Source organism: Tissierella sp. MB52-C2 (genome assembly GCF_030931715.1).
Lineage (GTDB): Bacteria > Bacillota > Clostridia > Tissierellales > Tissierellaceae > Tissierella.
This window is the reverse complement of record NZ_CP133261.1, coordinates 2,071,566-2,083,964: the sequence shown is the minus strand read 5'-3', so window position 1 is coordinate 2,083,964 and position 12,399 is coordinate 2,071,566. Positions and strand designations below refer to the sequence as shown.

Here is a 12,399-nt window from a genome sequence, read left to right as displayed (position 1 = left end):
ATATGACATTGGATTATTTCAATATAAATGTAGAAAAAATACTAGATGAACATAACATCTAGTATTTTTAAATATCCTTAACTAAAATAGATTTTACAGCATCTTCTATTTCTTCATATCCTGTACACCTACATAGATTTGATTGTAGCCAATCTTGAATTTCTGCATCTTCTGCACTAGGGCGAATTTTAGATAGGGAATGACATACCATTAAAAATCCTGATGTACAATAACCACATTGAAATCCAAAGTTTTCAACGAAAGCTTTTTGAATTGGAGCATTTTTTAGTCCTTCTACTGTTAATACCTTTTTCCCAATGGCTTCCACAGTAAGCATAAGGCAAGATTTTATAGGCCAATCATCTACTAAAACTGTACAGGCACCGCAATCCCCATTTTCGCATCCTGGCTTTGCACCTGTTAAGCCAAGTTCATTTCTCAAGGTATATAATAACGTATGGGAAGGTTTTACCATCACATCTCTATTTTCTCCATTAATATTTAAAGTTATTACAGTAGGATTTAGTATTTGAAGCATTTAACTTACCTCCTGGAATTTATCAAAGACTCTAGATAAAATATCATGTAGTATAAATTTTCTATATTCTGAAGAACCACCAACATCATTTAATATTTCATCTGGAATGTTTTCAATTATCTTTTTTATTCTTTCGTCTTTAGATAACGAGGAGTTATTTAATATTTTCTCAATACCTAAAGACCTAAAAGGATATTGACATAAACCACTAAAGGCTATTAAAATCTTATCATCGTTTTTGACTGCTGCCATTGTAATTAAAGGATAATCTATTTTTTCATGCTTCGTTCTTTTTACATGGCGATATGGAAGATTAAGAAATTTTTCATCTACTATTACCTGAACCAATATTTCATCTTCTCCAATACATATCTTCTTATCATATATATCAGATATTGAGACTGTTCTTTTACCGTTGTTACCTTGAAGTACAATATCACTATTGGATAAAAGAAGGGCTAAAGTAGATTCTCTATATATAATTGTACCAATTAAGTTGCCTCCTAATGTAATTTTATCTTGTATGGTATGGTCTGCGATTCTTCTAACTATATATCCTAAGAGAGGAAAATAGTTTGCTTCGGAAATTTGGGTCAGAGTTATAGCTGAACCCATTATAAGCTTATTATTTTTTATTTCATGTATATTACATTCCGGAATTCCTTTTATATCTATCACTGCTTCAGTATATCTATTATTCATTCTTGCCATGGATATAAATTCTGTTCCACCGCCATAATATATAGGCTTTTTGCCACTTGAATTAAGCTCATTATATAGTTTTATAGCATCTTCAACTGTATCAGGTTTATAATATTCAAAATCAAAGGCTATCATATTTACCTCCAGTTTTAGTTTTCCATATTACTTCATTAGAAATTGGCAGTGTATCAAAGTCAGCTCCTACTGCTAAAGATATGGCATTGGCAAAGGCAGCAGGAATCCCAATAGTCCCATGTTCAGCTATTCCTCTGGCACCATAAGGAGCATCTATCTGTGGAGTTTCTATAAAGTCTACTATATATTCAGGATTTTCTCCAAATCGTATTAGTTTATATGTTCTTAAAGATGAATTTTGAAGTATAGCTTCTTTATCATATATAAGGTCCTCTCTAGTGGCTAGGCCTAATCCCATACTCATACCTCCCATTACTACTCCTCGTGCAGCCTTAGGATTAATAACTCTACCGGCATCTATTACTGTAAAAGCTTTTAAAAGCCTATAGGAATAATTTGCTGGATTATATTCTATTTCCACGGCTTGGGCGGCTACAGTCCAGGAGTTGGAAGGCTTTCCCTTACCAGTTTCTTTATCTAATGGTGTCAGACGACTTACGATATAACTTCCCTTAGCAATTATTTGCCCATATATAGATTTACCACTGGAATATTGGTATCCATTGACCAGGTCTTTAAAACTTATAAAAATATCAGGCCTATGGATTACATATACTTTTTGATTAGCAATTTCTAAATCATCTTGGGAACATTTAAGGGCAATGCCACCTATTTCCTTCAATTGGTTGATTAAATCCTGTGCTGCATTTAAAGCTGCATTCCCCACCATAAAGGTTGTCATGCTGGCTACGGTTTTCCAATGTTTTGGAGTAACTTGAGTATTTACATCCATAAAAACATGGATATTTTCAACATCCATTTTCATTCTTTCTGCTAATATTTGTGCTATTGTAGTTTTCATTCCAGGGCCGATTTCAGAGGCACCAAAGTTTAGATTTATACTTCCATCATCGTTTAATGTAAGTACAACTCCGGAACTGGCATTAGTAGGAGAGTTGGAAGTTTTCCAAAGAGAGGCTATTCCCTTGGCTATAATAGTTCCTTTTTCACTTTTTATTATTTGACCTTCATCCCATTTCATAAGCTGTTTCAATTTAAGAAGACAAGAGGTTAAATTTCCAGTATTACTAAATGTGATTATATCCTGTGTCGGAGAAGTATTGCCCTCAATGATTGCATTTTTAATTCTTATATCAAAGGGATCCATATTTAATTTCAGTGCTAATTTATCTAATAGCCTTTCTATACCAAATGTACATACTCCATGGCCAAATCCTCTAAAAGAAGTAACATATCCATGATTTGTATATACACTAATGGAATCGCAATGAAGATTTTCTATATTATAGGGGCCACTGCAATCGATGGCAATGGATTTAGCCATACGAGGACCTGTATCTGCATATGCACCACAATCAGTATAATAAGTACATTCTAAGGCTTTTATTATACCCTCCTTTGTTGCACCTATTTTTAATTTACCCTCGGCGGCTACTTTAGATGGTGAGATGGTTATATCATCTTCTCTTGTATTTGTTATTTTAACCATTCTGCCACCTACAGCAGAGGAGGCAAGGTATGCAAGATGTTCTAGCTGAATAGTTGCCTTTCCACCAAAAGCTCCACCTACTAAAGGAGTATGGACGATTATGTTGCCTTCAGGAATTTTATAGGCTCTATTTAATTCTTCTTTGGCTGCGAAAGGTGATTGAGATGATGTATATATATTTACGATTCCACTTGGCGTAATTTCAGCTATTGCATTTCTAGTTTCCATTGCTAAATGATCTGATTTTGGAAGATACAAGGTAGATTCAACTATTACATCACTTTGGCTCCAGCCAAGTTCCATATTTCCTTTTCTAATTTTTACATGGTCTGCCATATTTGTATGTGCCACAGGATATACAGTATAATCTGGACAATAATAATTACCTAAGTTTTCATGGACAAGGGTAGCATTAGGTTTCAAAGCTTCAGTAATTGATGCAACTACTGGTAATGGATCATATTCTACTTCGATGAGATTAAGGGCTTTCATTGCTTCTTCTTCACTATTTGCTATAACTACTGCCACTGGTTCTCCGAAGTATCTGACTTTATCTCTAGCAATAGGGGGTCTATCCTTAATAATACTTCCTGTCAGCACAGGATAATAATCTCCAGTTATTATGTTTTGAACACCTTTAGATTTCAATGCTTTGTCTATATTAATAGATTTAATTAATCCATGGGCAATAGTGCTTGTAAGAAGTTTTGCATGTAAGGTATTAGGTGGTATATTATCTGAGTTGTATTTGGCACTACCAGTAACCTTATCCCAGGATTCTTTTCTAATGGTGGTAATACCAATACTAGATGGACTTTCCATAAAACACCTCCAAAATTTTATAAAATTCGTATGATATTAAAATATTATTTCCATGTGTTGATGTATATATTCAAAACATAGGTTTTAGTTTTAGTTAAAAGATAAATTAAGTAAATAGTTATTAGTATAAAAGACTAAGTATTAAACATAATAAATATAGAGTATAAAAAGGAGGCATTTAGCATGGAAACAAATGAGACTTTTCAAGAAATAAGAGACAGATTTATAGCAGCAGATCTAGATACAAAAATTGAAATATATACAACTGTTCAAGGGTTATCAGTAGAACAGTATAAGGAGCTTTTAAGAGTTTTTCCAATTAAATATTTAGATAAACTGGAAAAAGCCATGGGTTAAAGTTATAGGATTGAGGAAATTTTCTCAATCCTTATATTTTTTAGAGAATATATGGTAATATGTAGTAAAATATATTTGGAGGGAAAGAGATTGAAAAAAATAACTCTTATTACTTTAGTGTTTTTTTTATCATTATCATGTGTTTTAATAGCAGTAGAGAAAAATGCATTTAATTCAAGATTTTATCTCAATGCATATGAGGATTATAATATTATGGAGAAAACAGGAAAAGATTTTCAAGAATTACATGATATTACAGATGACCTATTAGATTACTTAAAGGGAAAAAGGGGGGAAGAAGTTTTAGAGCCTAATTTTAATGAACGAGAGATTTTACATATGAAAGATGTGGAAGTTCTCTTTAGAAATGGATTTATATTAAAATATATATCTATCATAATATCTTTGATTATAATAATATATTTTTCAATTACTGGAGAAAAGGAAATGCTAGGAAGATATATTTATAAAGGTTTATTCATTAATTGGATTATTCTTGGCTTACTAGGGATTATGATATTTTTTGATTTCAATAAATACTTCACATATTTTCATTATATATTTTTCACTAATGATCTTTGGTTATTGGATCCTGAAACGGATTTGCTTATTCAAATGTTACCAGAAGAATTCTTTAGTTCAATGGCTATAAATATTGGGTTATCTTTTTTAGGCTTTGTGGCAATAATACAAGGGATAGGATATGCTGCAACTAAGAAAGGGAGAGGAAAAGATGAAAAAAATTCTAAAATATTTAAACGACAAACATAGAAAAAATGAAAGACAAAAAGTTTTAGATAATTTCTATACAAAACAGATGAAAAATGGTAAAACTATGAGGGCTGATATCTTAGATAAAATATCTTTGGGTATTATTATATTAATTGGGGTAGTTATAGTAATAAGTAAACTAATTAAGAATTTCTTTATATCTATTTTTTTAGGATTAATATTTGGAGTATTTATGGCTATATATCTAAGAAAATTAATTATGGAGTCAAGAAATAAAAAAATAAAAGCAATTCAAGAGGAATATAGAGTAAAGCTTGAAGAAGAAAAAGTAATATCATCTGATGAAGATATAGAAGATTATATTATAGACAGATACTATGAGAAGAAAGAAGAAGCAAAAAAAAGCTTTAATTTTCTTAGTAAAGATAAGATATTTAAACTATATTCCTTAGCTATTATATTTTATATAACTGGTTACTTATCAGTTTATCCTATGTATTACAAGTCTATGGCAATAGTATCTTTTATTTTGGCAACATTTATTGGCTCATATAATATAACAGAATATATTAAAAAAAGTGATAATAAGGATTTACTTAATTAGGATAATAAGTTATAATAAATTAGTTAGTTAGACAGAGTAGGTAAAGAGCGTCAAGTGTTAGGGGATGGGAAGTTGCCCCTAAACGAAAGACAAAATCTGCGATTCTTTACCGCGTCCGCTGAAACATTAAAGAGACTCCTTGACTTTAGTGTGGCAGTTGCCTGTCACTAGCAAAAGAAAGGAGGATACAAATGAATATAAGTAGAAAAGTTAAAACGAGAACTCTTACTCAAGCGGCATTTTTAGTAGCACTTTCAATTGCTTTAACAAGATTTGGATCTATCATGGTACTTCCCACATTAAGAATAGGGTTTGGTGATACTCCAATAATGTTAAGTGGAATATTGTTTGGTCCAATAGTTGGAGGAATATCTGGTGTAGCAGCAGATTTGCTAGGGATTATGATTAACCCCCAAGGACCGCCACATTTAGGATTTACATTGAGTTCAGCACTATGGGGTGTTATCTCTGGTCTTTATATAATGTATTTTAAGAAAAAAGATATAAAGACAAATATATTTTCTGCAGACAAAGTTGCTATTATAGTAGTCACTTGTTATTTAGTAATATCTGTAGGATTAAACACCTATTGGTTATCTCAATTGTATAATAAAGGTGTTATTGTAATGTTACCTGGAAGAGTGCTAACAGCATTGATTAATATACCAATTCAAGTTATTATAATCACGTATTTAGGACGATATCTTAGAAATATAGCATCAAGATAATAGACTAAGAAAAAAAGACTTCTACCTTATGGTGGAAGTCTTTTCCATAAGGAGGTAGAAATGATAAGGTTTATAACTGCTGGAGAATCTCATGGTGAATCTTTAACAGGAATAATAGAAGGTATTCCTGCTAATTTATATATAGATCTGGATTTTATGAATAAAGAGTTAAAAAGAAGGCAAAGGGGATTTGGAAGATCCTTAAGAATGAAAATGGAAAGTGATCGTGTAAATATATTATCAGGTGTATCTAATGGATTTACGACAGGAAATCCAATATCAATATCTATTAAAAACAAGGGTAGAAATATCGAATTGGTAGAGGTTATAAAGCCAAGACCAGGTCATGGTGATTTGGTAGGTGCATTAAAATATAATCAAAAAGGTGGTAGAAACATTTTAGAAAGGGCATCTGCAAGAGAAACTGCCATGCGTGTAGCTTTAGGAAGTATTTGTAAGCTTTTATTAAGAGAATTTAATATAGAGATATATAGTCATGTTATAAATGTTGGAGGGATAAATTCAGATAAAACGTATTACACAGGAATTGAAATAGAAAATCTTTTAAAAGCAGATAAGTCAAATATACGAGTAATTGATGAAAAATCAGAAGAAAAGATGATAGGTAAAATTCAAGAAGCCATGGAGGAGGGAGATACTCTAGGAGGAATTATAGAAGTCATAGTTAAAAATCCACCAGTAGGGCTAGGAAGTCATTCTAGTTGGGATATGAAATTAGATGGAAAACTAGCTGCCGCCATAATTAGTATACAGGGGATTAAGGCAGTTGAATTTGGGCTTGGAGGTAAAGCTCCTATTACTAAAGGCTCAGAATTTCATGATGAGATTGTTTATGATAGTAAGTTTGGGAGAAAAACCAATAACGCAGGAGGAATAGAAGCAGGAATATCAAATGGAGAAGATATAGTAATATGTGGAACTATGAAGCCAATACCTACTTTAAAAAAACCTCTAGACACTATAAATATAATAAGTAAAGAAAAGGCAATAGCTCAATTTGAAAGATCGGATGTATGTGCAGTGCCATCTGCAAGTATAGTTATGGAAAATGTGGTTGCTTATATAATAGCTGATGAGTTCTTGAAAAAATTTGGAGGAGATTTCCTAGAAGAAACAAAGGCAAATTATAATAATTATCTTAAGTATTTAGAAAGTAGGTAAAAAATGGGTTATGAGATAATAGATAATATATGGATGGAATTAAAAGATTATATAATTAAAAATAACTTTCTTCTGATAACAGATGAGAATATCTATAATATATATAAGGAAAATATAGAAAAACTAACAAATAATAAGAGCGATATTTATATACTAGAACCAGGAGAAAATAGTAAGAGATTAGAAGAATTAAGCAATATCTATAAAGCGTTAATCAATAAAAATTTAGATAGAGATGGAATAATTTTAAGTCTAGGTGGAGGAGTTGTAGGAGATATATCAGGATTTGCTGCTTCTACATATAAAAGGGGAATAGACTATATTCAAATTCCTACAACTTTACTATCCCAAATAGATAGTAGTATAGGGGGAAAGACAGGAGTAGACTTTTTAGGATATAAAAATATTATAGGTTCATTTTACTTTCCTTCTAGGACTTTAATAGATCCATCATTTATCAATACTTTGAATGAAAGGGAAATTACTTGTGGTCTAGGAGAAATCATAAAATATGGGCTCATAGAAGACTATGGATTTTTTAGATATATTGGAGAAAATATTAAGAATATATATAGTAGGGACAATAATGTATTATCTTATATAATTGAGAAGTCTGTAAAGATTAAGTCCTCCATAGTAGAAAAAGATAAACTAGATTTAGGTCTAAGACAAAAACTAAACTTTGGACATACTGTAGGTCATAGTATAGAGTCTCTATTCCGTTATGAAAGATATAATCATGGCGAAGCAGTAATCCTTGGTATAATATATGAAACAAAAATTGCATATGAGAAGAAGCTTATTTCTAGAGAATATTATAACGAGATTATAAGCATATTAAGACCTTTAGTAGAACCAGTGAGTTTTAGTGAAAATGAAGTGAATATGCTCTTAAAATATATGAAAAACGATAAAAAGAATAAAAATAATAAAATAGGATTTGTTTTACCCACGGATAAAGGAAAGGTAGATATATTCTATGATATAGATGAGGAGATTATAAAAAAGGTATTTAAAAGCAACTAGTACCACCTAAAATAATATGAGTATCTTCCCTAAGTGAATAGGTCTAGTGAAAATGTAAAATTGTTATTTTATATTGATTGGGGCTGTTTCATAACTGATTTATCAGTTATGAAACAGCCCCTTTTATACAAAGTTAGTAGTCCTGCATATTAAATGAAAAAGATTCTAATAGATATATCATATTTATTATTATATGATATATCTATTAGATGTTAATAGTCTCAATTTATGATATATTTAGAAAAGGAGGAATTAATATGGGTATAATAGATGATTTAAAACTACTTAAAGAAATAATTTGGTATAACCCAAGTTATACCAGATTTGATGATGTTAAATATAATCTGCCAATAACTCTAGAAGATGTACTAGATGCTGAAGCTAGACTTAAAAGGTTTGCACCATATTTAGAAAAGATATTTCCAGAAGTTGAAAATGGTATAATAGAATCTCCTATTAGTAGAATAAATAATATGAAGAATAGAATGGAGAAGGATTTTGATACTAAAATATATGGAAAAATCTTATTAAAGAGAGATGATTTACTTCCTATTGCTGGTTCCATAAAGGCTAGGGGTGGTATATATGAAGTCTTAAAACATGCAGAAGAGCTTGCATTAAAAGAAAATCTCATTAGTTTAGATGATGATTATAGAAAGTTTGATAATAAAGAAATTAGAGAATTCTTTTCCCAATATACTATTCAAGTAGGGAGTACTGGAAATTTGGGACTTAGTATTGGAACAATAAGTGCAAAAGTGGGATTTAATGTGATAGTCCATATGTCTTCAGATGCGAAGCAGTGGAAGAAGGATATGCTGAGAGAAAAAGGAGTAAAGGTTGTAGAATATTCATCAGATTATTCTAAAGCTGTAGAAGAAGGAAGAAGATTATCTTATAATGATCCAAAGAGCTATTTTATTGATGATGAAAATTCTAGAGATTTGTTTTTGGGATATGCAGTAGGAGGTATTAGAGTTAAAAGGCAGCTAGAAGATATGGGAATAATAGTAGACAAAGAACATCCGTTGTTTATTTACTTACCATGTGGAGTAGGAGGAGGACCTGGCGGTGTAGCATATGGGCTTAAACTAATGTATGGAAATAATGTACATTGTTTCTTTGCTGAGCCAACCCGGTCTCCAGCAATGTTGTTAGGACTTGCAACTGGAAAACATGATGAAATTTCTGTAGAAGATATTGGTTTAGATAATAAAACTGAGGCAGACGGATTAGCTGTGGGGAGGGCATCTGCATTTGTGGGTAAGATTATGGAAAAAATACTTACTGGTGCTTATACAATTGAAGATCAAAAGCTATATGTATTTTTAAAAGAATTATATTATGAGGAGAATATATTTTTAGAACCTTCTGCTCTTGCAGGGTTTTTAGGCCCTATTTTAACATCGGAAAAATATAAAAATGAAAATATAGTTCATATGTGCTGGGCAACTGGTGGAAGCTTAGTGCCTAAAGAGTCTAGGGGAAAATTTTTAACTATGAAATAGAGGTGGATTATGGAGATTATAGGAAAAAAGAAACTAAAGGGTGAAATAAAAGTTCCAGGAGACAAATCAATTTCCCATAGAGCAGTGATTTTTGGCTCAATTAGTAAGGGTGAAACTACTGTGGAAAACGCTTTACTATCAGAAGATATTATAAGTACAATAAAGTGTTTTAGAGAAATGGGTGTAAAGATATTAATAAATGAAGAAGAAGATAAACTTAGGATAATAGGTAATGGATTATATGGACTTAAGAAACCAAGTAGACCTTTAGATTGTGGAAATTCAGGCACTACTATGAGACTGCTTTCTGGATTGTTAGCAGGTCAAGACTTTGAATCCACACTTATAGGTGATGAGTCTTTAAGTAAAAGGCCAATGGATAGGATAATTAATCCTTTAAGGAAGATGAATGGAAATATTGCTGGAGCAGATGATAAATATCCACCTATCAATATCTATCCTTCAAAGGGATTACAAGGTATAGATTATACTTTACCTATGGCTAGTGCTCAAGTTAAGTCAGCCATATTATTAGCTTCTCTTTATGCTAATGGAGAAACTAAAGTTGAAGAAAAAAAGATTACAAGGGATCATACTGAAAGAATGATGGAGTATTTTAGTGAAGATGATTTTATAGGAAAGAATATTTATGTACCGGGAGATATTTCATCTGCTGCATTTTGGATGGTCGGAGCTAGTATAATGAAAGGGTCTTCCATAGTTTTAAAAGATGTTGGGGTTAATCCTACAAGAACGGGAATCATAGATGTTTTGAAATCCATGGGTGGAAATATAGAGGTAAAAAACATAAGAAATATAAACAAGGAACCTGTAGGAGATATATATATTTCTTATTCACCACTTAGGGGAATAGAACTAGACCCATCTATTATGGGCAGGTTAGTTGATGAGATTCCTGTAATAGCTGTAGGTGCTATGTTTGCACAAGGTACTACTATAATTAGAGGTGCAGGGGAATTAAAGTATAAGGAAACCGATAGAATTCAGGCTATAGTTACTGAACTTAAAAAACTAGGAGGAAATATAGAAGCTTTAGAAGATGGACTAATTATAAAAGGTACGGATGCTTTACATCCAGGGGTGTTGGAGTCATATGATGACCATAGGATTGCCATGGCTTTATCCATAGGAGCATTAAATATAGAAGGCAAGTCAAAAGTCACCAATACGAAATGTATAAATATTTCCTATCCTAAATTTTATGAATCTCTTTGGGAAATAGTGGAATAATTTTTGATTTTTTATCTACAAAGACTTATAATAGGTATAGTACATAAAAGATTAGGGGGAATGCAAATGAAAACTCAATTGCCAATAGCACTTTCAAACCGTCATATCCATGTGAGCCAAAAGGATTTAGATATTTTATTTGGTGAAGGATATGAATTAACAAGAATGAAGGATTTATCTCAGCCAGGACAATATGCCTGTGAAGAAAAAGTAGATATAGTAGGACCAAAGGGTACATTAAAGGGAGTAAGAATACTAGGGCCTGTTAGACCACAGACTCAATTTGAATTATCTGTATCAGATGCCTTTGCCCTAGGCGTAAAACCAATGATTAAAAACTCTGGAGATATTACTGGAACACCAGGGGCAAAGATTGTTGGACCAAAGGGTGAAGTTGAAATAGAAGAAGGAATAATAGTAGCTGCAAGACATATCCATATGCATACTCAAGATGGAAAAGATTTTGGGGTAGCTGACAAGGAGATAGTAAGCATAAAAGTAGGTGGAGAAAGAGGACTAGTATTTAATAATGTATTAGTCAGAGTGGCAGATAGCTTTGCTCTTGAAATGCACGTAGATATAGAAGAAGGAAATGCAGCAGGAGTTAAGAATGGAGACTTAGTTGAATTAATTAAATAGTGGAGGTATTCAATGAGAAATATACTAGGAATGATAGACCATACAATTTTAAAACCAGAAGCGACTATAGATATGATTACAACTTTATGTGAAGAAGCTATGGAATATAATTTTGCTGCGGTTTGTGTTAATCCTTATTATGTAAAGGTTTGTAAGGAAATATTAAAAGATTCTAAGGTTAAGGTAGCTACAGTAATCGGTTTCCCTTTGGGAGCCAATACAAAGGAAGTTAAGGTATTTGAAACTATTGATGCAATAAAAAATGGTGCCGATGAAATTGATATGGTAATTAATGTTGGGGCATTAAAACACAAAGAGTATGAAATAGTCAAAGAAGATATAAAATCAGTAGTAGATGCTGCAAAGGGAAAGGCTATAGTTAAAGTAATTATAGAAACTTGTTTGCTTACAGAGGAAGAAAAAGTTAAAGCTTGTGAACTTTCTATGGAAGTAGGAGCTGATTTTGTAAAAACTTCAACAGGATTTTCAACTGGTGGAGCAACTATAGAAGATGTAAAACTTATGAAATCTATAGTAGGAGATAAATTAGAAGTTAAAGCTTCTGGTGGAGTTAGAGATTTAGAATCTGCAAAACAAATGGTTGAAGCTGGAGCTACAAGACTAGGCACTAGTTCAGGTGTAAAAATAGCAAAACAAATATAAAT

General features: G+C 31.7%; 13 protein-coding genes and 1 riboswitch. Of the genes, 10 read left to right on the top strand and 3 right to left on the bottom strand.

Annotated elements, in window-relative coordinates; genetic code table 11:
- Window positions 1-67: 67 nt before the first annotated feature.
- From RBU61_RS10475 to RBU61_RS10465, 3 genes are read right to left on the bottom strand one after another with little or no spacing between them, the layout of a single operon-like run.
- The gene (locus tag RBU61_RS10475) at window positions 68-538 is read right to left on the bottom strand and encodes a 2Fe-2S iron-sulfur cluster-binding protein (RefSeq protein WP_308875335.1); all 471 of its coding nucleotides are present in this window, start codon (window positions 536-538) and stop codon (window positions 68-70) included.
- Window positions 539-1,375, bottom strand: coding sequence for an FAD binding domain-containing protein (locus RBU61_RS10470; protein ID WP_308875334.1), 837 nt, complete (start codon window positions 1,373-1,375; stop codon window positions 539-541).
- Entirely contained in the window at window positions 1,362-3,707 is a 2,346-nt protein-coding gene (locus RBU61_RS10465; RefSeq protein WP_308875332.1) for a xanthine dehydrogenase family protein molybdopterin-binding subunit, read from the bottom strand. Before RBU61_RS10465 ends, RBU61_RS10470 begins: the two co-directional genes overlap by 14 nt.
- Before the next feature lie 183 nt (window positions 3,708-3,890).
- Between RBU61_RS10465 and RBU61_RS10460 the strand changes: the two genes are divergently transcribed.
- From RBU61_RS10460 to deoC, 10 genes are all read left to right on the top strand, one after another.
- Window positions 3,891-4,064 carry a hypothetical protein gene (locus RBU61_RS10460; protein WP_195837947.1) on the top strand — a complete coding sequence of 58 codons (174 nt, stop codon included), beginning with the start codon at window positions 3,891-3,893 and terminating at the stop codon, window positions 4,062-4,064.
- Window positions 4,065-4,154: 90 nt separating this feature from the next.
- A complete protein-coding gene (locus tag RBU61_RS10455; RefSeq protein WP_308875331.1) occupies window positions 4,155-4,835 on the top strand; it encodes a TIGR01906 family membrane protein in 681 nt (226 codons plus the stop codon).
- The gene (locus RBU61_RS10450) at window positions 4,798-5,400 is read left to right on the top strand and encodes a hypothetical protein (protein WP_308875329.1); all 603 of its coding nucleotides are present in this window, start codon (window positions 4,798-4,800) and stop codon (window positions 5,398-5,400) included. Before RBU61_RS10455 ends, RBU61_RS10450 begins: the two co-directional genes overlap by 38 nt.
- 30 nt (window positions 5,401-5,430) lie before the next feature.
- A riboswitch (THF riboswitch) is annotated at window positions 5,431-5,523 on the top strand.
- 68 nt (window positions 5,524-5,591) lie between these two features.
- Window positions 5,592-6,128: a folate family ECF transporter S component gene (locus RBU61_RS10445; protein ID WP_308875328.1), complete on the top strand. Its 537-nt coding sequence runs from the start codon at window positions 5,592-5,594 to the stop codon at window positions 6,126-6,128.
- A gap of 60 nt (window positions 6,129-6,188) precedes the next feature.
- Window positions 6,189-7,310, top strand: a complete 1,122-nt coding sequence (gene aroC, locus RBU61_RS10440) for a chorismate synthase (protein WP_308875327.1) — start codon at window positions 6,189-6,191, stop codon at window positions 7,308-7,310.
- 3 nt (window positions 7,311-7,313) lie between these two features.
- Window positions 7,314-8,336, top strand: coding sequence for a 3-dehydroquinate synthase (gene aroB / locus RBU61_RS10435; RefSeq protein ID WP_308875326.1), 1,023 nt, complete (start codon window positions 7,314-7,316; stop codon window positions 8,334-8,336).
- Window positions 8,337-8,593: 257 nt separating this feature from the next.
- On the top strand, window positions 8,594-9,844 hold the full coding sequence (locus RBU61_RS10430) for a D-serine ammonia-lyase (protein ID WP_308875325.1): 1,251 nt from the start codon (window positions 8,594-8,596) through the stop codon (window positions 9,842-9,844).
- A gap of 9 nt (window positions 9,845-9,853) precedes the next feature.
- Window positions 9,854-11,095: a 3-phosphoshikimate 1-carboxyvinyltransferase gene (aroA, locus tag RBU61_RS10425; RefSeq protein WP_308875324.1), complete on the top strand. Its 1,242-nt coding sequence runs from the start codon at window positions 9,854-9,856 to the stop codon at window positions 11,093-11,095.
- A 66-nt stretch (window positions 11,096-11,161) separates the two neighbouring features.
- Window positions 11,162-11,734 (top strand): phosphate propanoyltransferase, encoded by a 573-nt coding sequence (gene pduL, locus RBU61_RS10420; protein WP_308875323.1) that lies wholly within the window; start codon window positions 11,162-11,164, stop codon window positions 11,732-11,734.
- Between the two features lie 12 nt (window positions 11,735-11,746).
- On the top strand, window positions 11,747-12,397 hold the full coding sequence (gene deoC / locus RBU61_RS10415) for a deoxyribose-phosphate aldolase (protein ID WP_308875321.1): 651 nt from the start codon (window positions 11,747-11,749) through the stop codon (window positions 12,395-12,397).
- Window positions 12,398-12,399: the final 2 nt, after the last annotated feature.

What these genes read in the sequence shown, in the direction of transcription:
- RBU61_RS10475 (WP_308875335.1), bottom strand. Translation starts at nt 538, where the DNA reads ATGCTTCAAATACTAAATCCTACTGTAATAACTTTAAATATTAATGGA.
- RBU61_RS10470 (WP_308875334.1), bottom strand. Translation starts at nt 1,375, where the DNA reads ATGATAGCCTTTGATTTTGAATATTATAAACCTGATACAGTTGAAGAT.
- RBU61_RS10465 (WP_308875332.1), bottom strand. Translation starts at nt 3,707, where the DNA reads ATGGAAAGTCCATCTAGTATTGGTATTACCACCATTAGAAAAGAATCC.
- RBU61_RS10460 (WP_195837947.1), top strand. Translation starts at nt 3,891, where the DNA reads ATGGAAACAAATGAGACTTTTCAAGAAATAAGAGACAGATTTATAGCA.
- RBU61_RS10450 (WP_308875329.1), top strand. Translation starts at nt 4,798, where the DNA reads ATGAAAAAAATTCTAAAATATTTAAACGACAAACATAGAAAAAATGAA.
- RBU61_RS10445 (WP_308875328.1), top strand. Translation starts at nt 5,592, where the DNA reads ATGAATATAAGTAGAAAAGTTAAAACGAGAACTCTTACTCAAGCGGCA.
- aroC (WP_308875327.1), top strand. Translation starts at nt 6,189, where the DNA reads ATGATAAGGTTTATAACTGCTGGAGAATCTCATGGTGAATCTTTAACA.
- aroB (WP_308875326.1), top strand. Translation starts at nt 7,314, where the DNA reads ATGGGTTATGAGATAATAGATAATATATGGATGGAATTAAAAGATTAT.
- RBU61_RS10430 (WP_308875325.1), top strand. Translation starts at nt 8,594, where the DNA reads ATGGGTATAATAGATGATTTAAAACTACTTAAAGAAATAATTTGGTAT.
- aroA (WP_308875324.1), top strand. Translation starts at nt 9,854, where the DNA reads ATGGAGATTATAGGAAAAAAGAAACTAAAGGGTGAAATAAAAGTTCCA.
- pduL (WP_308875323.1), top strand. Translation starts at nt 11,162, where the DNA reads ATGAAAACTCAATTGCCAATAGCACTTTCAAACCGTCATATCCATGTG.
- deoC (WP_308875321.1), top strand. Translation starts at nt 11,747, where the DNA reads ATGAGAAATATACTAGGAATGATAGACCATACAATTTTAAAACCAGAA.